General features: G+C 51.1%; 19 protein-coding genes, 1 pseudogene and 1 riboswitch. Of the genes and pseudogenes, 15 read left to right on the top strand and 5 right to left on the bottom strand.

Annotated elements, in window-relative coordinates; translation table 11 throughout:
• The first annotated feature begins 136 nt into the window (after positions 1-136).
• The 4 genes from osmF to F4V61_RS17395 are packed head-to-tail and all read left to right on the top strand — an operon-like array spanning position 137 to position 3,879.
• Positions 137-1,054 carry a glycine betaine ABC transporter substrate-binding protein OsmF gene (gene osmF / locus F4V61_RS17410; RefSeq protein WP_080161228.1) on the top strand — a complete coding sequence of 306 codons (918 nt, stop codon included), beginning with the start codon at positions 137-139 and terminating at the stop codon, positions 1,052-1,054.
• Between the two features lie 3 nt (positions 1,055-1,057).
• The gene (locus F4V61_RS17405) at positions 1,058-2,224 is read left to right on the top strand and encodes an ABC transporter permease (protein ID WP_038395340.1); all 1,167 of its coding nucleotides are present in this window, start codon (positions 1,058-1,060) and stop codon (positions 2,222-2,224) included.
• Positions 2,217-3,164: an ABC transporter ATP-binding protein gene (locus F4V61_RS17400; RefSeq protein WP_000569159.1), complete on the top strand. Its 948-nt coding sequence runs from the start codon at positions 2,217-2,219 to the stop codon at positions 3,162-3,164. Before F4V61_RS17405 ends, F4V61_RS17400 begins: the two co-directional genes overlap by 8 nt.
• Positions 3,148-3,879 carry an ABC transporter permease gene (locus F4V61_RS17395; RefSeq protein WP_080161229.1) on the top strand — a complete coding sequence of 244 codons (732 nt, stop codon included), beginning with the start codon at positions 3,148-3,150 and terminating at the stop codon, positions 3,877-3,879. The genes F4V61_RS17400 and F4V61_RS17395 overlap by 17 nt, the downstream gene beginning before the upstream one ends.
• On the opposite strand, the gene F4V61_RS17390 is transcribed toward F4V61_RS17395, so the two are convergent.
• Together F4V61_RS17390 and mlrA are read right to left on the bottom strand one after the other, a co-directional pair.
• On the bottom strand, positions 3,860-3,967 hold the full coding sequence (locus F4V61_RS17390) for a protein YohO (RefSeq protein ID WP_038395344.1): 108 nt from the start codon (positions 3,965-3,967) through the stop codon (positions 3,860-3,862). The genes F4V61_RS17395 and F4V61_RS17390 overlap by 20 nt on opposite strands.
• Positions 3,968-4,026: 59 nt before the next feature.
• Entirely contained in the window at positions 4,027-4,758 is a 732-nt protein-coding gene (gene mlrA / locus F4V61_RS17385) for an HTH-type transcriptional regulator MlrA (RefSeq protein WP_001240411.1), read from the bottom strand.
• Positions 4,759-4,980: 222 nt separating this feature from the next.
• On the opposite strand from mlrA, the gene F4V61_RS17380 reads away from it, so the two are divergent.
• The 3 genes from F4V61_RS17380 to F4V61_RS17370 are packed head-to-tail and all read left to right on the top strand — an operon-like array spanning position 4,981 to position 7,899.
• Entirely contained in the window at positions 4,981-6,666 is a 1,686-nt protein-coding gene (locus tag F4V61_RS17380) for a sensor histidine kinase (RefSeq protein WP_000272842.1), read from the top strand.
• Positions 6,663-7,382, top strand: a complete 720-nt coding sequence (gene btsR, locus F4V61_RS17375) for a two-component system response regulator BtsR (RefSeq protein ID WP_038395350.1) — start codon at positions 6,663-6,665, stop codon at positions 7,380-7,382. Before F4V61_RS17380 ends, btsR begins: the two co-directional genes overlap by 4 nt.
• A gap of 46 nt (positions 7,383-7,428) precedes the next feature.
• On the top strand, positions 7,429-7,899 hold the full coding sequence (locus tag F4V61_RS17370) for a DUF1456 family protein (protein ID WP_038395352.1): 471 nt from the start codon (positions 7,429-7,431) through the stop codon (positions 7,897-7,899).
• A gap of 154 nt (positions 7,900-8,053) precedes the next feature.
• On the opposite strand, the pseudogene F4V61_RS17365 reads toward F4V61_RS17370, so the two are convergent.
• Together F4V61_RS17365 and metG are read right to left on the bottom strand one after the other, a co-directional pair.
• Positions 8,054-8,208 (bottom strand): annotated as a pseudogene (locus F4V61_RS17365) (DUF1307 domain-containing protein); the annotation flags it as partial.
• A gap of 101 nt (positions 8,209-8,309) precedes the next feature.
• On the bottom strand, positions 8,310-10,343 hold the full coding sequence (gene metG, locus F4V61_RS17360) for a methionine--tRNA ligase (protein WP_080161230.1): 2,034 nt from the start codon (positions 10,341-10,343) through the stop codon (positions 8,310-8,312).
• A 138-nt stretch (positions 10,344-10,481) separates the two neighbouring features.
• Here metG and apbC point away from each other — a divergent pair, with 138 nt between their 5' ends.
• The 6 genes from apbC (at position 10,482) to F4V61_RS17330 (ending at position 17,204) form a co-directional block, all read left to right on the top strand.
• Complete coding sequence (gene apbC, locus F4V61_RS17355; protein ID WP_038395356.1) at positions 10,482-11,591, top strand: iron-sulfur cluster carrier protein ApbC; 1,110 nt, start codon at positions 10,482-10,484, stop codon at positions 11,589-11,591.
• A gap of 266 nt (positions 11,592-11,857) precedes the next feature.
• Positions 11,858-12,139, top strand: coding sequence for a DUF2574 family protein (locus tag F4V61_RS17350; RefSeq protein ID WP_001543027.1), 282 nt, complete (start codon positions 11,858-11,860; stop codon positions 12,137-12,139).
• Positions 12,140-12,417: 278 nt separating this feature from the next.
• Positions 12,418-12,960 carry a fimbrial protein YehD gene (gene yehD, locus F4V61_RS17345; RefSeq protein WP_080161231.1) on the top strand — a complete coding sequence of 181 codons (543 nt, stop codon included), beginning with the start codon at positions 12,418-12,420 and terminating at the stop codon, positions 12,958-12,960.
• Between the two features lie 51 nt (positions 12,961-13,011).
• Positions 13,012-13,695 carry a fimbria/pilus periplasmic chaperone gene (locus F4V61_RS17340; protein ID WP_058345136.1) on the top strand — a complete coding sequence of 228 codons (684 nt, stop codon included), beginning with the start codon at positions 13,012-13,014 and terminating at the stop codon, positions 13,693-13,695.
• Positions 13,696-13,707: 12 nt separating this feature from the next.
• Entirely contained in the window at positions 13,708-16,188 is a 2,481-nt protein-coding gene (locus F4V61_RS17335; protein ID WP_080161232.1) for a fimbrial biogenesis outer membrane usher protein, read from the top strand.
• Between the two features lie 8 nt (positions 16,189-16,196).
• On the top strand, positions 16,197-17,204 hold the full coding sequence (locus F4V61_RS17330) for a fimbrial protein (protein WP_080161233.1): 1,008 nt from the start codon (positions 16,197-16,199) through the stop codon (positions 17,202-17,204).
• 41 nt (positions 17,205-17,245) lie between these two features.
• Here F4V61_RS17330 and rcnB read toward each other — a convergent pair whose 3' ends face one another.
• Positions 17,246-17,560 carry a Ni(II)/Co(II) efflux transporter accessory subunit RcnB gene (rcnB, locus tag F4V61_RS17325; protein ID WP_038395364.1) on the bottom strand — a complete coding sequence of 105 codons (315 nt, stop codon included), beginning with the start codon at positions 17,558-17,560 and terminating at the stop codon, positions 17,246-17,248.
• A gap of 281 nt (positions 17,561-17,841) precedes the next feature.
• Positions 17,842-17,938: riboswitch (TPP riboswitch) on the top strand.
• Between the two features lie 31 nt (positions 17,939-17,969).
• Between rcnB and thiM the strand changes: the two genes are divergently transcribed.
• Positions 17,970-18,767 (top strand): hydroxyethylthiazole kinase, encoded by a 798-nt coding sequence (gene thiM / locus F4V61_RS17315; RefSeq protein ID WP_079798975.1) that lies wholly within the window; start codon positions 17,970-17,972, stop codon positions 18,765-18,767.
• Positions 18,754-19,554, top strand: coding sequence for a bifunctional hydroxymethylpyrimidine kinase/phosphomethylpyrimidine kinase (gene thiD / locus F4V61_RS17310; protein WP_079798976.1), 801 nt, complete (start codon positions 18,754-18,756; stop codon positions 19,552-19,554). The genes thiM and thiD overlap by 14 nt, the downstream gene beginning before the upstream one ends.
• The last annotated feature ends 19 nt before the right edge of the window (positions 19,555-19,573 follow it).

Raw genomic sequence — 19,573 nt, 5'->3', positions numbered from 1 at the left:
GACTTTTCTCTGTCAGCCTTTTATTGCCAGCAACGTCACTGAAACAGCCGGAAAATCCCAGGTTAAACGCAGACTTTTCAGCTATGCTTTTTCCTCAAGTCTCTGATAAAGGCCGTAAAAGGAAGAGGAAAGCATCATGACGATCTCAAAGGTATGGGTAAGTTCGCTGGCGTTGCTGGCGACGGTGAGTTTACCTCTACAGGCGGCATCGCCCGTGACGGTCGGGTCAAAGATTGATACCGAAGGCGCGCTGCTCGGCAACATAATTTTGCAGGTACTGGAAAGCCACGGCATTAAAACGATCAATAAAATTCAACTGGGGACGACGCCGGTCGTTCGTGGCGCGATTACCGCCGGAGAGCTGGATATCTATCCGGAATACACCGGTAACGGGGCGTTCTTTTTTAAAGATGAAAACGATCCGGCATGGAAGAACGCAAAGCAAGGCTTTGAGAAAGTCAAAAAATGGGATGCAGAGCAGAATAAGCTTGTCTGGTTGACGCCTGCGCCGGCAAACAACACCTGGACCATAGCGGTACGCCAGGACATGGCCGAAAAAAATAAACTCTCCTCGCTTGCCGATCTCAGCCGTTATCTGAAAGAGGGCGGCACTTTTAAACTGGCGGCGTCTGCGGAATTTATCGAGCGGGCGGATGCGCTGCCGGCGTTTGAAAAAGCCTATGATTTTACCTTGAATCAGAACCAGCTATTGTCGCTGGCGGGCGGCGATACGGCGGTAACGATTAAAGCCGCCGCGCAACAAACATCCGGCGTTAACGCCGCGATGGCCTATGGCACCGATGGCCCGGTCGCCGCGCTGGGGCTGCAAACCCTGAGCGACCCGAAAGGCGTTCAGCCTATCTATGCGCCCGCGCCGGTAGTGCGTGAATCGGTATTACAGGCCTATCCGCAGATAGCCGACTGGCTGCAACCCGTTTTCGCCAGCCTTGATGAGAAAACTCTGCAACAGTTGAACGCCAGAATCGCCGTAGAAGGGCTGGATGCGAAAAAAGTCGCCACAGATTACCTCCGACAAAAAGGGTGGGTGAAGTAGTCTGTGAGTGACGTTGCCAAAATCACGGTTAATCGTGTGCTGTTGCTGTTGGTTGTTCTGACACTGCTTGCTGTCGCGCTTCCTTTTATTAATTACGCCCCGAATCGTCTGGTGAGCGGCGAGGGGCGCCGGTTATGGGAGATCTGGCCGGCGACCATCTGGATGCTGGCCTGCGCGGGATGCGCGCTGTTTACGCTGTGCTTTGTACCCGGTAAACGCGGCAGCGTACTGACGCTGATACTGGCGCAGACGCTCTTCATTGTCATGCTGTGGGGCGTCGGCAGGGCGGCGACGCAGTTGGCGCAGGAGGGCAGTCCGCTGGCGCGCACCAGTCTGGGAAGTGGATTGTGGCTTGGCCTCGGTCTGACGCTGCTGGCCTGTAGCGATGCGATCCGCCGTATTACCGTTGGGCCGCTGTGGCGCTGGTTGCTGCACGCGCAAATTGTCATTGTCCCGCTGGCGCTGCTGTTTTCAGGCACGTTCGACAACCTCTCGCTTCTGAAAGAGTATGCCAATCGCCAGGATGTTTTCGATGCCGCGCTGGTTCAACATTTGATATTACTGGCGGGCACGGTGCTGCCGGCGCTGGCGATCGGGCTGCCGTTGGGCGTCTGGTGTTATTTTTCCGCCTCGCGCCAGGGGCCGGTGTTTACCGTACTGAATGTGATCCAGACCATTCCTTCCGTCGCGCTGTTTGGCCTGCTGATTGCGCCGCTGGCCGGACTGGTGAAACAGTTTCCGTGGCTTGCAACCTTCGGCGTTGCGGGCACCGGCATGACGCCTGCGCTGATAGCGCTGGTGCTCTATGCGTTATTGCCGCTGGTGCGCGGCGTGGTCGCCGGGCTCAACCAGGTGCCGCGCGATGTGCTGGAGAGCGCAAGGGCGATGGGGATGAGTAGCGGTCAGCGTTTCAGACACGTTCAACTGCCGCTGGCGCTGCCGGTTTTTTTACGTAGCCTGCGGGTAGTAATGGTACAGACAGTGGGAATGGCCGTCGTCGCCGCGCTGATTGGCGCGGGAGGCTTCGGCGCGCTGGTGTTTCAGGGGCTATTGAGCAGCGCCATTGATTTGGTCCTGTTGGGCGTCATCCCGGTGATTGCGCTGGCGCTAGTGATCGACGCGCTGTTTGATTTATGGATCGCGTTTCTGAAGGGAGCAACCGATGATTGAATTTAACCATGTCAGTAAAACCTTCGGCGATCACCAGGCCGTCAACGACCTTAATCTGCGCTTTAGCGAAGGCAGCTTTTCGGTGTTGATCGGCACCTCCGGTTCGGGAAAATCGACCACGCTGAAGATGATTAACCGACTGGTAGAGCATGATAGCGGAACGATCCGTTTTGCCGGAGAAGAGATTCGCAGCCTGCCGGTGCTTGAACTGCGCCGTCGCATGGGCTATGCCATTCAGTCAATCGGCCTTTTTCCCCACTGGACGGTCGCACAAAATATCGCCACCGTGCCGCAACTGCAAAAGTGGTCGCGCTCGCGGATTAACGATCGTATTGATGAGCTAATGGTATTATTGGGTCTGGAAAGCGCGCTGCGCGATCGCTATCCGCATCAGTTGTCCGGCGGGCAACAGCAGCGGGTCGGCGTCGCGCGAGCGCTGGCTGCCGATCCGCAGGTATTGCTGATGGACGAACCTTTCGGCGCGCTTGATCCGGTGACGCGCGGCGCATTACAGCAGGAGATGACTCGTATCCATCGGCTGCTGGGGCGTACCATCGTACTGGTAACGCACGACATCGACGAGGCGCTGCGCCTTGCCGACCATCTGGTGCTAATGGACGGCGGTAACGTTATCCAACAGGGCGCGCCGCTTTCCATGTTGACCTCGCCGGAAAATGATTTCGTGCAGGCGTTTTTTGGCCGCAGCGAGCTGGGCGTTAGACTGCTTTCGTTACGTAGCGTAGGCGATTATGTACGACGGCATGAACGGCTTAACGGCGACGCGCTGGTGGAAGGTATGACGCTACGCGATGCGCTATCGATGTTTGTCGCCCGTCGGTGCGACGTCCTGCCGGTGGCTAATCAGCAGGGCGAGCCCTGCGGTACGCTCCATTTCCGCGATCTGCTTTCGGAGACGTCCCCCCGTGAAACGACTGTCTGATCCGCTTCTCTGGCTTATTGTTCTGTTTTTGCTTCTGCTGTTTGGCTTGCCTTATAGCCAGCCGCTTTTCGGCGCGCTGTTTCCCGATTTGCCGCGTCCGGTCTACCAACAGGAGAGTTTTGTCGCCCTCGCGCTTGCCCATTTCTGGCTGGTGGGTATCTCAAGCCTGTTTGCCATCGTGGTGGGAGTCGGCGCAGGGCTTGCGGTCACGCGGGAAAGTGGGAAGGAGTTTCGTCCCCTGGTGGAGACTATCGCCGCCGTCGGGCAGACTTTTCCGCCGGTCGCGGTGCTGGCGATTGCGGTACCCGTAATGGGTTTTGGTCAGCAACCGGCAATTATTGCCTTAATCCTGTATGGGGTATTACCCATCCTGCAGGCGACTCTGGCAGGGCTGGGCGCGGTGCCAGCCAGCGTGATAAGCATTGCCAGCGGTATGGGAATGAGCCGTCGCCAGCAGTTGTATCAGGTCGAATTACCGCTGGCCGCGCCGGTGATTCTGGCGGGCATCCGAACCTCGGTGATTATCAATATTGGTACGGCGACCATCGCCTCAACGGTGGGGGCCAGTACATTAGGCACGCCGATTATTATCGGGCTTAGCGGGTTTAATACGGCTTATGTTATCCAGGGGGCGGTGCTGGTGGCGCTGGCGGCGATCATTATCGATCGCCTGTTTGAAAGGCTGACGCGCGCGCTCACCCGGCACGCAAAATAAAACTGTAACCTGCCAGCATTACGCCGCCGATGCCGCCGATAGCCATCAACAGGAAAAGTGTGATCACCCCGATTTTCGCTAAGCGCATTATGTACTCCTTATGTTAATAAAAGGAGTATACATTAAAGCGAATTTGTTAGCTGCTGTTTAAGCGCCAAGGGGATGAATGTCGCGCCCCTGGGCGCGCCATGCCGAGAGTTGCTGCTGCTGCGCCAGCGTCTGGTTTTCTCCGCACCATACCAGCAATGTCTTGCCGTCAAACAGCTCCGGGCGAAGCTGGTTAAGCGAATGCGCAAGCACATCAATCCGCCATCCCTGTTGGCTGGCGACCCAACCTTCCAGCCACAGACGAGTGGTGTCATGGATATTCCAGCCGACCACCAGCGCATCTTTTCCTTGTTTCTTACGCGCAGACGTCAGGCAAAGCGCAATATAGTTGATCAGTATGCCGTCAAGAATACCGAGCAGCGCCTGAAGGGCGGGGTGTTGGTACTGTAATCGTCGCCGCAACGGAACGAACAGGTGAGTAGTCAATGTTTGGGCTGGGTAATCCTGACCGCGTTCTTTAATCCACAGCCGCAGACTGTGCAGATTATTGCTTTGCAGGTAATGCAGTAGGATTTCCTGCTGTTCGCGCCAGCCGTTAGGTTGATCGCTACTGTCGCTACTGAGCAGTACTTTTACTTTACTGACCTGTACGCCATTATCTATCCAGCGCTTGATTTCACGGATTCGGTCGATATCGGCATCATTAAACAGGCGGTGACCGCCATCCGTTCGCTGTGGTTTTAAAAGTCCATAACGTCTTTGCCACGCGCGCAACGTGACAGGATTGATATCACAAAGCAAAGCCACTTCACCAATTGTGTAAAGCGCCATCGTTTTACCCTTGCTCGCGAGGTCCCAGTTTAACTTTAGACGCTCTTTTACGAACCAGGAAGTTTTGCCTGTTTTTTATGCATTAAAACGCGAAGTAGCAGGTTGCGGCGCGGTGATTAAGTGATCGTACTCACGAATTCATATTTTTATGCAACAGTTCAAAGAAAGTTAACCGTACTCAATGTATGTTACGCGCTTTTAATTGAAGTGTGGTTTGCGGGTATGTACGAGTTTAATCTGGTGTTGCTGCTGCTTCAGCAGATGTGCGTGTTTCTGGTCATTGCGTGGCTAATGAGTAAAACGCGCCTGTTCATCCCGCTTATGCAGGTCACGGTTCGTCTGCCGCACAAGCTTCTGTGCTACGTCACGTTTTCTATCTTCTGCATTATGGGCACTTATTTTGGGCTGCATATTGAAGATTCGATTGCCAATACCCGTGCGATTGGCGCGGTGATGGGCGGTCTGCTCGGCGGGCCGATCGTCGGTGGGTTGGTCGGCCTGACCGGCGGGTTGCATCGGTATTCTATGGGCGGTATGACGGCGCTGAGCTGTATGATTTCCACTATCGTCGAGGGGCTACTGGGCGGGTTGGTACACAGCGTTCTGATACGTCGCGGACGCCCGGACAAAGTGTTTAGCCCGCTGACGGCGGGAGCGATTACGTTTGTTGCCGAACTGGTGCAGATGCTGATCATTTTACTGATAGCCAGACCGTTTGATGATGCCCTGCATCTGGTCAGTAATATTGCCGCGCCGATGATGGTGACGAATACCGTCGGCGCCGCGCTGTTTATGCGTATTTTGCTCGATAAGCGCGCCATGTTTGAAAAGTATACCTCGGCATTTTCTGCTACCGCGCTGAAGGTCGCCGCGTCAACAGAGGGGATTCTGCGTCAGGGATTTAACGAAGTGAACAGTATGAAAGTGGCGCAGGTGTTATATCAGGAGCTGGATATCGGCGCCGTCGCCATCACCGATCGCGAAAAACTGCTGGCGTTTACCGGTATTGGCGACGATCACCATCTACCGGGAAGACCCATTTCATCAGGGTATACGCTGAAAGCGATTGAAACCGGAGAGGTGGTTTATGCCGATGGCAACGAAGTGCCGTATCGCTGTTCGCTGCACCCGCAGTGTAAACTCGGTTCGACGCTGGTGATCCCGCTGCGTGGCGAAAATCAGCGAGTAATGGGCACCATTAAATTGTACGAAGCGAAAAACCGACTGTTCAGCTCAATTAACCGCACGCTGGGGGAGGGCATTGCGCAGCTTTTATCCGCGCAGATCCTGGCCGGGCAGTACGAACGGCAGAAGGCGCTACTAACGCAGTCAGAGATCAAGCTGTTGCACGCGCAGGTGAATCCGCATTTTCTGTTTAACGCGCTGAATACCATTAAAGCGGTGATTCGCCGTGACAGCGAACAGGCCAGCCAACTGGTGCAGTACCTTTCGACCTTTTTTCGCAAAAATTTAAAACGTCCGTCGGAAATTGTCACGCTGGCCGATGAAATCGAACATGTAAACGCTTATCTGCAAATTGAAAAAGCGCGTTTTCAGTCTCGCCTGCAGGTTCAGCTTGATGTGCCACAAACGCTTTCATGTCAGAAATTGCCGGCGTTTACGCTACAGCCGATCGTCGAGAACGCGATTAAACACGGTACATCGCAACTGCTTGATACCGGCAACGTCTCTATTCGCGCCCGGCGCGAAGGGCAGCATCTGATGTTAGATATTGAAGATAATGCGGGGCTGTATCAGCCTTCCGCCAGTAGCAGCGGGCTGGGGATGAGTCTGGTGGATAAACGTCTGCGCGAACACTTTGGCGATGATTATGGTATTAGCGTGGCCTGCGAGCCGGACTGCTTTACCCGAATTACATTACGACTTCCACTGGAGGAGGACGCATGATTAAAGTGCTGATTGTGGATGATGAGCCGTTAGCGCGGGAAAATCTGCGGATTTTGCTCCAGGGGCAGGATGACATTGAGATTGTGGGGGAGTGTGCGAACGCGATAGAAGCGATTGGCGCGGTACATAAGTTGCGACCTGATGTGCTGTTTCTGGATATTCAGATGCCGCGTATCAGTGGACTGGAGATGGTAGGCATGCTTGATCCGGAGCACCGCCCGTATATTGTTTTTTTGACCGCGTTTGACGAATACGCCATCAAAGCCTTTGAAGAACACGCTTTTGATTATCTGCTCAAGCCGATAGAAGAGAAGCGGCTGGAGAAAACGCTACATCGTTTGCGCCAGGAGCGCAGTAAACAGGATGTGTCCTTGCTGCCGGAAAACCAGCAGGCGCTTAAATTCATTCCCTGTACCGGACACAGTCGGATCTATTTGTTGCAAATGGATGATGTCGCCTTTGTCAGTAGCCGGATGAGCGGCGTTTATGTGACCAGCAGTGAAGGGAAAGAGGGGTTTACCGAGCTGACGTTGCGCACGCTGGAAAGCCGGACGCCGCTACTGCGTTGTCATCGTCAGTTTCTGGTGAATATGGCCCATTTGCAGGAAATTCGGCTGGAGGATAATGGGCAGGCAGAGCTGGTTTTACGCAACGGTCTGACGGTTCCGGTAAGCCGCCGTTATCTGAAAAGTTTAAAAGAGGCGATTGGCCTGTAAAAGACTGTTAGAATATCGTTTTGCCATAGAAACGACCGAAGGCCTCATGCTGAGTAACGATATTCTGCGTAGCGTGCGCTACATTTTAAAAGCTAATAATACCGATCTGGCGCGTATCCTGGCGCTGGGTAACGTTGACGCTACGCCGGAGCAGATTGCGGTCTGGTTGCGCAAAGAAGAGGAAGAGGGGTTTCAGCGTTGCCCGGATATCGTGTTGTCCTCATTTCTCAATGGACTCATTTATGAAAAACGCGGCAAAGATGATTCGGCGCCTGCGTTGACGCCGGAGCGCCGTATCAACAACAATATTGTGCTGAAAAAGCTGCGTATTGCCTTTTCGCTAAAAACGGATGATATCCTGGCGATACTTACCGGCCAGCAGTTCCGCGTCTCGATGCCAGAGATCACCGCAATGATGCGCGCGCCGGACCATAAGAACTTCCGCGAATGCGGCGATCAGTTTCTGCGTTATTTCCTGCGTGGTCTGGCGGTCCGTGAACACGCGGCGAAAGCCTGAGCTGGGTTGTCGTTTCTGTCTGAAGTGATGCGATGCCGGATGGCGATGCCAGCGTCTTACCCGGCCTACAAATAATGCTGCGGAATGTAGGCCTGATAAGCGCAGCGCCATCAGGCAATGCCAACACGATGTACGTTGTCGGCACGCCTGGCGATTATTTCGCTTCTTTAAAACCAGCGGCTTCCAGCAGCGTCAGGGTTTGTTTCATGCTGATACCCTTACTGGTATTGCCAGACACGACATTCCTTGTAACGCCTTAAGGTCTACTTTTTCCATATCTACAGAGACATTTTCCTGCGCATAGGTATCGCTTATTAAGGAAAAAGTTCAAATGCCGGGGGATGGGACGATAATGGATGCCAGGCCGGATTAACCTGATAAAAAAGCCGGAGCATGCTCCGGCTGGTTGTTTATTTCACCTGCTGGCCAGGCTTCGCGCCGTCATCAGGGCTTAACAGGAAGATATCTTTCCCGCCAGGGCCTGCCGCCATCACCATTCCTTCCGAGACGCCAAAGCGCATTTTACGCGGCGCGAGGTTGGCGACCATTACCGTCTGGCGACCAATCAGCGCCTGCGGGTCGGGGTAGGCGGAACGAATGCCGGAGAAGACGTTACGCTTCTCGCCACCCAGATCCAGCGTCAGACGCAGCAATTTGTCGGAGCCTTCCACGAACCCGGCGTTTTCAATCAGCGCCACGCGCAGATCGACTTTCGCAAAATCGTCAAAGGTGATGGTTTCCTGAATCGGGGAGTCCGCCAGCGGGCCGGTCACCGGCGCAGCGGCAGCTTTCACTTCTTCTTTTGAGGCGTCGACCAGCGCTTCGACCTGTTTCATGTCGATGCGGTTATACAGCGCCTTGAAGGCGTTGATTTTATGGCCCAGCAACGGCTGCTGAATACCCTCCCAGCTCAGTTCGCAGTTGAGGAAAGCCTCAACGCGTTCAGAAAGCGTCGGCAGCACCGGTTTCAGATACGTCATCAGCACGCGGAACAGGTTAATGCCCATGGAACAAATGGCCTGCAGGTCAGCGTCGCGGCCTTCCTGTTTAGCAACCACCCACGGCGCTTGCTCGTCAACATAACGGTTAGCGACGTCGGCCAGCGCCATAATCTCACGGATAGCTTTGCCGAATTCACGGCTTTCCCATGCTTCGCCAATCGCCGCAGCGGCGTCAGTAAAGGTTTTATACAATTGCGGATCGGCCAGTTCAGCCGCCAGCACGCCGTCGAAACGCTTATTGATAAAACCGGCGTTGCGGGAGGCCAGGTTAACCACTTTATTGACGATATCGGCATTGACACGCTGGACAAAGTCTTCCAGGTTCAGATCGATATCATCGATACGCGAAGAGAGTTTGGCAGTGTAGTAGTAGCGCAGGCTGTCGGCGTCAAAGTGGTTCAGCCAGGTGCTGGCCTTAATAAAGGTGCCGCGCGATTTGGACATCTTCGCGCCGTTCACCGTGACGTAGCCGTGAACGAACAGGTTGGTCGGCTTACGGAAGTTGCTGCCTTCCAGCATGGCAGGCCAGAACAGGCTGTGGAAATAGACGATGTCTTTGCCGATGAAGTGGTACAGCTCGGCATCGGAGTCTTTTTTCCAGTACTCTTCAAAGCTGGTCGTGTCGCCGCGCTTATCGCACAGATTCTTAAAGGAACCCATGTAGCCAATCGGCGCATCCAGCCAGACGTAGAAGTATTTGCCCAGCGCATTCGGGATTTCGAAACCGAAGTAAGGCGCGTCGCGGGAAATGTCCCACTGCTGCAGGCCGGACTCAAACCACTCCTGCATTTTATTCGCCACCTGCTCCTGTAGCGCGCCGCTGCGGGTCCACGCCTGTAGCATTTCGCTGAATGACGGCAGGTCAAAGAAAAAGTGCTCGGAGTCACGCATTACCGGCGTCGCGCCGGACACCACCGATTTCGGCTCGATAAGTTCAGTCGGGCTGTAGGTCGCGCCGCACACTTCACAGTTATCGCCGTACTGGTCTGCGGATTTACATTTCGGGCAGGTGCCTTTCACAAAGCGGTCCGGCAGGAACATGCCTTTTTCCGGATCGTAGAGTTGAGAGATAGTGCGGTTCTTAATAAAACCGTTCTCTTTCAGGCGCGTATAAATCAGCTCGGACAGCTCGCGATTCTCGTCGCTGTGCGTTGAGTGGTAGTTGTCGTAGCTAATATTAAAACCGGCGAAATCCGTCTGGTGCTCATGGCGCATTTCACCGATCATTTGCTCCGGCGTAATACCAAGCTGCTGCGCTTTCAACATGATCGGCGTGCCATGAGCGTCATCGGCACAGATGAAGTTAACCTCATGACCGCGCATTCGCTGGTAACGGACCCAGACATCAGCCTGGATGTGCTCCAGCATATGGCCGAGGTGGATAGAGCCGTTGGCGTACGGCAGCGCGCACGTTACCAGAATTTTCTTCGCGACTTGAGTCATAGTGGGTATTACTTCTTCTGTTGTAAAAAAGGGCTTTGATAGTACCAAAAGGGGCATTATTAAGTAAGTACTAACCTATGCTCTTCATGTAAACTAAGGCACGAGTTATTCGTTATTTATACCAAAAAAGGAGTCGGGATGAACGAACAATCCCAGGCCAAATCACCAGATACATTGCGAGCGATGGTCGCCGGGACGCTGGCGAATTTTCAACACCCCACCCTGAAGCATAACCTCACCACGCTTAAGGCGTTGCACCATGTCGCCTGGATGGACGATACGCTGCACGTTGAGCTGACCATGCCGTTCGTCTGGAACAGCGCGTTTGAGGTATTAAAAGAGCAATGCAGCGCCGATCTGTTACGTATTACAGGCGCAAAAGCGATCGACTGGAAACTGTCGTACAATATTGCGACGCTGAAACGCGTCAAAAACCAGCCTGGCATTAATGGCGTGAAAAACATCATTGCCGTCAGCTCCGGTAAAGGCGGGGTGGGTAAATCATCTACGGCGGTAAACCTGGCGCTGGCGTTAGCGGCTGAAGGCGCAAAGGTCGGGGTTCTCGATGCCGATATTTACGGTCCGTCGATCCCAACCATGCTTGGCGCAGAAGATCAGCGCCCGACATCGCCAGACGGTACGCATATGGCGCCGATTATGTCTCACGGCCTGGCGACCAACTCGATCGGCTATCTGGTGACTGACGACAACGCGATGGTATGGCGCGGCCCAATGGCCAGTAAGGCGCTAATGCAGATGTTGCAGGAGACGCTGTGGCCGGATCTGGATTATCTGGTACTGGATATGCCGCCGGGAACCGGGGATATTCAGCTAACGCTGGCGCAGAACATTCCCGTCACCGGCGCGGTCGTGGTCACTACACCGCAGGATATCGCGCTGATCGACGCCAAAAAAGGTATCGTGATGTTCGAGAAGGTGGAAGTGCCGGTGCTCGGCATTGTGGAAAATATGAGTATGCATATTTGTAGCAACTGCGGCCATCACGAACCGATCTTCGGCACGGGCGGCGCGCAGAAGCTGGCGGAAAAATACCATACTCAGCTTCTGGGTCAGATGCCGCTGCATATTAGTCTGCGTGAAGATCTCGATCGCGGTACGCCGACGGTGGTTAGCCGTCCGGAGAGCGAGTTTACCGCGATCTATCGCGAACTAGCCGATCGCGTTGCGGCGCAGCTTTACTGGCAGGGTGAAGTGATTCCGGGTGAGATTGCCTTCCGCGCGGTGTAATTTCTGGCGTTAAATCTTATTCACCGCATCAATGATATATTGATGTGGTGAATATATGGAATGGAAAAGCTGCGTAATATTGTTTATCCTGCCTGTATAATCCATGTCTTTTTCTGAATAATTCGCCTCAATGCATCATTTGAATTGATCAAACCTATCTCATTAATCTACCATTCCAATTGGTTTTAGCAGGGACGTTAATACATAATTCAACGGAAAAATGGCTTGTACGCTGTTTTCCACTTAAAACAGGAATAATGAACGCAATGAAGAAAAGTTTATTCTTGGGATTTATAACTCTGGCTTATGGAATGAGTTTACAGGCTTTGGCTTCTGATACGGCAACCTTAACCATTACCGGGAGGGTTGTTGAACCAACATGCAGTACTGATGTTGTGAATAATACGGTGCAGCAGCGATGTGGTCAGACTCTTCACCATACAGATATTAACAATGTTACCCCCACTCCTGCACAAGGCATTGTTACTGAAATTGTCGCTGTTCCTGGGGATTCCACACGACAGATAGTGTTAAATCGCTACGACTAAGAAAATATATTGTTTATTAAGCCTCTATCATTTTAATGAATGATAGAGGCTTTTTTATTTGCGATACAAATAATCATTGTCAATTAATTACGCTAATTTATTAAATTTTAAAATAGTACTCACCTTCACTTATTTGCTACAACTATATTGATATTTGTAACTTGTTTTAAATCAATAAAACAACACGTTTACATTGCAGTAACGTTTTTGGTGTGCGAATTTAAATCCAAGAGTTAACCCTCTTAACAAATAGAAATTATTTTATTAAGGAAGATACTATGAAACGTTCAATTATTTCTGCTGCTGTACTGTCTGCTGTATTTATGAGTGCTGGGGCGTTTGCTGCTGATACGGATTCTGGCGTATTGAATATTAATGGTAAGGTAACCGGAACTTCATGTCAGTTTGTTGATGGCGCGACAGAGGCTACAATTACATTGTCTAGCATTCCGGATTCTTTATTCAATGAGGTTGACGTCGGGAATGATGTTACGTATGGAGAGGGGCGTGCCAGTTCACCATTGCAAATTAAATGTGCAAACGCTTCAAATGTTAAGGTTTTCATTTCTGCTAATGACGTTGACAATAACGATATTATTATACCTACTATTGGCTTTGCTACTGGAGTAGGTTTTAAACTGTTCCATAACAATAAATCGATTGCTAAATCTGGAAGCGAAGGTATTCCTTTAAGTGACTTTCCAGCAGCAGAAGATGGTGTATATAAACTCGATCTTGCAGCTCGTTACGCTAAAAGGACAATGGCGGTAACCCCTGGTGATGTAAATGCCACTGTGACTCTGAAAGTTGTTCAGGAATAAATTATAACCGGCAGTATTGTACTGCCGGTAGTTAATCTGAAGGGATAATGAATGAAAGGATTTTACGCATTAATTATATCATCAATCATTATGCCCGCCCATGCGGGAATTGTGATCTACGGTACTCGCGTTATCTACCCAGCAGATAAAAAGGAAGTATTAGTCCAGTTGATGAACCAAGGGAACCGATCTTCACTGGTTCAGTCATGGATTGATGACGGCGACAGTTCTTTACCGCCGGAAAAAATTCATGTGCCATTTATGATTACACCTCCGGTTTCAAAGGTGGCTGGAAACTCAGGCCAGCAGTTGAAAATTAAAAAAATGGCAAATATGTTGCCTAACAACAAAGAAAGTTTATTTTTCCTCAATGTACTGGATATTCCACCGAACAATCCAGATAATGTAGGAAAGAATGTGCTCAAGTTCGCGATGCAGAATCGAATTAAACTATTTTATCGGCCGAAAGGGATTTCGCCAGTTAATATGCATACGTTTCAAAAACTGTCTATGAAACGTAACGGCAGTATTTATTCCATTAAGAATGATGCCGCTAACTGGATCACAGTGACGGAAGTAAAAGCTAATAATGTTAAAATAAATAACGAAAGTATTATGCTTGCACCGCTCTCCAGTGCAGATGTGGCATTAAAAAGTGCTAATGCCAATCAGTATAAAATGACCATTATTGACGATCACGGTAATTATATTAGCGATAACGTCAGCTTAAAATAACAGGAGCTGGTTATGTTAAGGATGACTCCGATTGCTTCGGCGGTATTACTGTTGCTACTCGGCATTGATGCCCATGCCGCAGAAGAAACGTTTGATACAAATTTTATGATGGGTGGAATGAAAGGTGAGAGGGTTTCTGATTTTCGCCTCGATGATAACCAACCCCTGCCAGGCCAATATGATATTGACATCTACGTCAATAAACAGTGGCGTGGTAAGTATGATATTACTGTTAAGGATAATCCGGATGACACCTGTTTATCCCGCGATGCATTAACGCGTCTGGGAATAAATATACAAGCGTTGGACAAGCAGAATGAATGCCCAACCTTGAAGCAGGCGGTACAAGGGGGCAGTTATGCCTGGAATATTGGCACGTTTCGTCTGGATCTTAGCGTTCCGCAGGCGTTTGTCGATGAACTTGAGCAAGGGTATGTTCCTCCGGAAAACTGGGATCGTGGCATTAATGCCTTCTATACCTCGTACTATGCCAGCCAGTATTACAGCGACTATAAGGATTCTGGCAACAGTAAAAGTACCTACGCGCGTTTCACCAGCGGGTTAAACCTGCTGGGCTGGCAGCTGCATTCCGATGCCAGCTATAACAAAACCGATGACAGCAGCGGGGAGTGGAAAAGCAACACCCTGTATTTGGAGCGCGGCATCCCGCAAATTCTGGGCACTCTGCGTGCCGGGGATATGTATACCTCATCAGATATTTTTGATGCGGTGCGTTTTCGTGGCGTACGGCTGTATCGCGATATGCAGATGCTGCCGAACTCAAAACAGAATTTTACGCCGCTGGTGCAGGGGATTGCGCAAAGTAACGCGCTGGTCACCATTGAACAGAACGGTTTTGTGGTTTACCAGAAAGAGGTTCCGCCAGGCCCGTTCTCTATTGCGGATTTACAGTTGGCAGGCGGCGGTGCGGATCTTGATGTTAGCATCAAAGAGGCTGACGGATCGGTAACAACCTATCTGGTGCCCTATGCTGCGGTGCCCAATATGTTGCAGCCGGGTGTTTCAAAATATGATTTTGCGGCAGGGCGTAGCCATATCGAAGGCGCCAGCAACCAGACCGATTTTGCGCAGATGAGCTACCAATACGGGCTGAATAATCTCTTAACGCTGTACGGCGGCACCATGCTGGCGGATAACTACAATGCATTTACGTTGGGTACTGGCTGGAATACGCGTATCGGCGCGATTTCCGTCGATGTGACACAATCGCATAGCAAGCAAGACAATGGTGATGTGTTTGACGGGCAAAGTTACCAGATTGCCTATAACAAGTATTTGACGCAAACCGCCACCCGTTTTGGGCTTGCTGCCTATCGTTACTCGTCACGAGATTACCGAACGTTTAACGATCACGTTTGGGCCAATAACAAAGACAGCTATCATCTTGATGAAAATGATGTGTACGACATTGCGGATTATTATCAGAACGATTTTGGTCGTAAGAACAGTTTTTCGGTTAACGTCAGCCAATCTTTGCCGCAGGGCTGGGGCTCTGTATCTTTGAGCACGCTGTGGCGTGATTATTGGGGGCGTAGCGGTAACAGTAAAGATTATCAGCTGAGCTATTCCAATAGCTGGCAACGGATTAGCTATACCTTTTCCGCCAGCCAGACTTACGATGAAGATCATCACGAAGATAAGCGTTTTAACGTCTTTATCTCTATTCCGTTCGATTGGGGAGATGATATTAGCGCTCCGCGCAGGCATTTGTATGTGTCTAACTCAACGACCTTTGATGATGACGGCTTTGTCTCTAACAATACCGGGCTTTCCGGCACCGCAGGCAATCGCGATCAGTTTAACTATGGGGTGAATCTCAGCCATCAACGGCAGGACAGCGAGACAACGGCTGGCGGTAATCTTACGTGGAATGCGCCAGTTGCGACGCTTAACGGCAGCTATAGTCAGTCGTCTAAATATACACAAACTGGCGGCAGTATTTCCGGGGGGCTGGTGGCCTGGTCTGGGGGCATGAATTTAGCCAACCGACTGTCGGAAACGTTTGCCGTGATGCATGCGCCGGGTCTGGAAGGAGCGTATGTTAATGGGCAGAAATACCGCACCACCAACCGTAATGGCGTGGTGGTCTACGATGGTTTAACGCCGTATCGTGAAAACCACTTGATGCTGGATGTTTCCAACACTAATAGTGAAACCGATCTGCAAGGGAATCGGCGTAATACAGCCCCATATCGGGGGGCAGTCGTTCTGGCGACGTTTGATACCGACCAACGTAAACCTTGGTATATCCGGGCGCAGCGTCCCGATGGTTCACCGCTGACCTTTGGTTACGAAGTAGAGGATATTCATGGACACAATATTGGCGTGGTAGGCCAGGGAAGCCAGCTCTTTATTCGTACCAATGAAGTACCGCCGGAAATAAATGTGGCGATTGATAAACAACAGGGACTTTCATGCTCAATCACTTTCGGCAAAACGATTGATGAAAGTAAAGTTTATATTTGTCGGTGAGGAATGTCATGAGATATTTATTGATGTTGTTTATGATTTTTATATCTTCAAATTTGCAAGCGTATTGTTATATTATAAATCCGGAATCTGCTAGTAATACAAAAATAGAGGATGTAATTGAAATTAAATTAGATAGCAGGAATGTTTTTGAAAAAGAAGTATCAATGGTATTTCCAGATTCTTTCTCTGGATTCCATTGTATGGGAGGGACTGCTGTAGAAAACCGCTTTAAGACAACGTATTCAAGTAGTAAGGGGGCGACTGTAAGATATAAAATAAATGATGGTAGCGGACATAGGTTGTATGTTGATGTGACATTGTTTGTTGATGGTAGCCAAACAGGAAAACAAAAAGCCAATAAGACTTCTCAAGCTAGTAAACTAAACAATAACTTAAAATACAAGGTGTTGGCTAAGGTGGTAAAAGTGGAGGCAGATGATAATACTATTGAAGCCAAATCTGCAGGTGAAGCTTTTTTGTTAGGAAATTATATCAAAGTCAAACCATTGGATTGTCATGGTGCAGTTATTTGTAAACATGATAACACCAGCCATGAATATAGTTTTAAAGTGCCGATAAAAATATTTTTTACTAAGACAACATGTTCTTTGTCTAATAATGAGATTACATTGCCTCCTATTTCATTAAGTGATCTGTTGGCTGGTAATGCTCAGGTCGAATACTTTCCTAATGCACTGAAATTTACATGTGATGGAGGGCTGGGAATGACGACAAGTATTGTAAATTATCATTTTTCTGCCGTTTCAGTAACCAATGGAGATTATTTGAAAAATGAATTAACAAGCGCCGATAGTGCAAAAAATGTTGGGTTTAAAATTTTCCTTAATGATAACCTTATTCATGTAAACTCTGATGAGAAAAGGCAACTGTTAGGGTATAATAAAGAAATGACTGAAGCTTCAGAACTGAAACTGGGTGTACAATACTATAAATATGGTAACGTCCAACCGGGTAATGTAAAAAGTAGTGTTTATATTATTACAAGTTATCAGTAATCAATGCTAAGCACACTCTCCTTAACGGAGAGTGTGCTTTTTTATCGATGATAAAAAATCTCGCCATCATAGGCTTTGATGATTTTTCCATCGGTATCGTTAATCAGTACATACGCGCCGCCCATATAGGTCCAGTGAGTACCGGCATCTGGCGCGGGCAGATTACGTAATTTCCACTGTTTAATATTATACTCATCGGTGCGGTACATCTGCGGAACGGTATCGCCGGGCTTGAAGTGGGTGAAGTCGGCGATAAAACTTTTTAACTCATATTGTTCAATGCCCGTTGTCGCGGGGGCGGCCCACGCAAAACTGGTTGCAAGCAACAGCGCGCAAGGCAGCAACTTACTTTTCATACTTTTACCCTCCACATATGCGGGTCAGTTAACATCGTGTGTATCATTTCTGCTGGTGGCGTATCTGACAAGCGCTATTTTGTTATCTCACGCCCCTTTTCGTAAAAAGTGTAAACGAAAGCGTCGTGCAGCAACATATCCGCCAGCAAGTTTGCCAGAACCGAATGGGTTTTGAGAACTATTTGATAACGCTGAAATTATCGTCCGCCGCTGGCTGTAAATTTACATTGTCTGGCGCAGACAGTATGCTTAATAGCGAAACCCCGCTTAACACGGCGGGGCTTGACGACTCGGGGTGCCCTTCTTTGTGAAGGCTGAGAAATACCCGTACCACCTGATCTGGATAATGCCAGCGTAGGGAAGTCTGACACTGCTCGTGTCCCTTCTTCACGCGGGCAGGAGCTGAACCATGCAGCCTGACCTGCACTGCCGCACGCTTGCGGCGCATACGTTAAAACACTTTCGCGCGCTCTCCCCGCTTACGCACTGTATGACGAATGACGTCGTACAAACGTTTACCGCCAATACGCTGCTGGCGCTGGGCGCTTCACCCGCCATGGTGATTGATCCTGTCGAGGCCAGACCGTTTGTCGCCATCGCCAACGCCTTGCTGGTTAATGTCGGAACATTAACCGCCTCACGCGCTGAAGCGATGCGTGCGGCGGTAGAAAGCGCTTATGCTGCCAAAACGCCGTGGACGCTTGATCCTGTCGCAGTAGGCGCGCTGGAATTTCGTCGGCGATTTTGCCTGGATCTCTTGTCCCTGCGCCCGGCGGCAATACGCGGCAATGCCTCGGAAATCCTGGCGTTATCCGGCATGGCGCTGGGCGGACGCGGCGTAGATACCACCGAGGCGGCGTTGGCCGCCTTGCCTGCGGCGCAGGCGTTGGCGCGTCAGATAGACTGCATCGTTGTGGTTACCGGAGAGATAGATTATGTCACTAACGGTCAGCGCACGCTGAGCATTCCCGGCGGCGATCCGTTAATGACTCGCATTGTAGGCACTGGCTGCGCGTTGTCGGCGGTCGTCGCCGCCAGTTGCGCGTTACCGGGCGCCGCGCTGGACAATGTCGCGTCGGCCTGCTGCTGGATGAAACTGGCTGGACAGGCCGCGGCAGAGCGTAGCGAAGGGCCGGGCAGCTTCATCCCGGCTTTTCTTGATGCGCTCTATCATCTGGATGTGGAGGCGGCCAATGCAACGAATTAACGCGCTGACGATTGCTGGCACCGATCCCAGCGGCGGGGCCGGTATCCAGGCGGATCTTAAGACCTTTTCCGCGCTGGGCGCGTATGGCTGTTCGGTCATCACCGCGCTGGTGGCGCAAAATACCTGTGGCGTACAGTCGGTGTACCGGATAGAGCCGGACTTTGTCGCCGCTCAACTTGATTCCGTGTTCAGCGATGTGCGCATTGATACCACGAAAATCGGGATGCTGGCGGAAACCGATATTGTCGAGGCCGTGGCGGAACGATTACAGCGCCATCATGTGCGTAATGTGGTGCTGGATACGGTCATGCTGGCAAAAAGCGGCGATCCGCTGCTCTCGCCCTCTGCGGTAGAAACATTGCGCGTCCGGCTGTTACCGCAGGTATCGCTGATTACCCCTAATTTGCCGGAAGCCGCAGCGTTGCTGAATGCGGCCCATGCGCGCACGGAACAGGAGATGCTGGCGCAGGGGCGGGCGCTACTGGCGATGGGGTGTGAGGCGGTATTGATGAAAGGCGGGCACTTAGAGGATGCGCAAAGCCCGGACTGGCTCTTTACCCGCGAGGGCGCGCAGCGCTTTAGCGCGCCGCGCGTTATCACTAAAAATACGCATGGGACGGGCTGTACGCTGTCGGCGGCGCTGGCGGCGTTACGGCCCCGGCATCGCAGTTGGGGAGAAACGGTAAACGAGGCGAAGACATGGCTTTCGGCGGCGCTGGCGCAGGCAGACACTCTGGAAGTAGGGAAGGGTATTGGTCCGGTACATCATTTTCATGCGTGGTGGTAGTATACTGCCTACAGACCCG

Origin of the sequence: Salmonella enterica subsp. arizonae, from assembly GCF_008692845.1 — a bacterium.
Taxonomy (GTDB): domain Bacteria; phylum Pseudomonadota; class Gammaproteobacteria; order Enterobacterales; family Enterobacteriaceae; genus Salmonella; species Salmonella arizonae.
This window is presented reverse-complemented; position numbering and strand designations above follow the sequence as displayed.

Bases quoted from the DNA above. Each gene is read 5' to 3' on its own strand.
- F4V61_RS17380 (WP_000272842.1), top strand. From the start codon at position 4,981: ATGTACGAGTTTAATCTGGTGTTGCTGCTGCTTCAGCAGATGTGCGTG.
- F4V61_RS17390 (WP_038395344.1), bottom strand. From the start codon at position 3,967: ATGCGCTTAGCGAAAATCGGGGTGATCACACTTTTCCTGTTGATGGCT.
- F4V61_RS17340 (WP_058345136.1), top strand. From the start codon at position 13,012: ATGAAAGGATTTTACGCATTAATTATATCATCAATCATTATGCCCGCC.
- btsR (WP_038395350.1), top strand. From the start codon at position 6,663: ATGATTAAAGTGCTGATTGTGGATGATGAGCCGTTAGCGCGGGAAAAT.
- yehD (WP_080161231.1), top strand. From the start codon at position 12,418: ATGAAACGTTCAATTATTTCTGCTGCTGTACTGTCTGCTGTATTTATG.
- osmF (WP_080161228.1), top strand. From the start codon at position 137: ATGACGATCTCAAAGGTATGGGTAAGTTCGCTGGCGTTGCTGGCGACG.
- F4V61_RS17400 (WP_000569159.1), top strand. From the start codon at position 2,217: ATGATTGAATTTAACCATGTCAGTAAAACCTTCGGCGATCACCAGGCC.
- F4V61_RS17350 (WP_001543027.1), top strand. From the start codon at position 11,858: ATGAAGAAAAGTTTATTCTTGGGATTTATAACTCTGGCTTATGGAATG.
- thiD (WP_079798976.1), top strand. From the start codon at position 18,754: ATGCAACGAATTAACGCGCTGACGATTGCTGGCACCGATCCCAGCGGC.
- F4V61_RS17330 (WP_080161233.1), top strand. From the start codon at position 16,197: ATGAGATATTTATTGATGTTGTTTATGATTTTTATATCTTCAAATTTG.
- mlrA (WP_001240411.1), bottom strand. From the start codon at position 4,758: ATGGCGCTTTACACAATTGGTGAAGTGGCTTTGCTTTGTGATATCAAT.
- F4V61_RS17335 (WP_080161232.1), top strand. From the start codon at position 13,708: ATGTTAAGGATGACTCCGATTGCTTCGGCGGTATTACTGTTGCTACTC.
- thiM (WP_079798975.1), top strand. From the start codon at position 17,970: ATGCAGCCTGACCTGCACTGCCGCACGCTTGCGGCGCATACGTTAAAA.
- apbC (WP_038395356.1), top strand. From the start codon at position 10,482: ATGAACGAACAATCCCAGGCCAAATCACCAGATACATTGCGAGCGATG.
- rcnB (WP_038395364.1), bottom strand. From the start codon at position 17,560: ATGAAAAGTAAGTTGCTGCCTTGCGCGCTGTTGCTTGCAACCAGTTTT.
- F4V61_RS17370 (WP_038395352.1), top strand. From the start codon at position 7,429: ATGCTGAGTAACGATATTCTGCGTAGCGTGCGCTACATTTTAAAAGCT.
- metG (WP_080161230.1), bottom strand. From the start codon at position 10,343: ATGACTCAAGTCGCGAAGAAAATTCTGGTAACGTGCGCGCTGCCGTAC.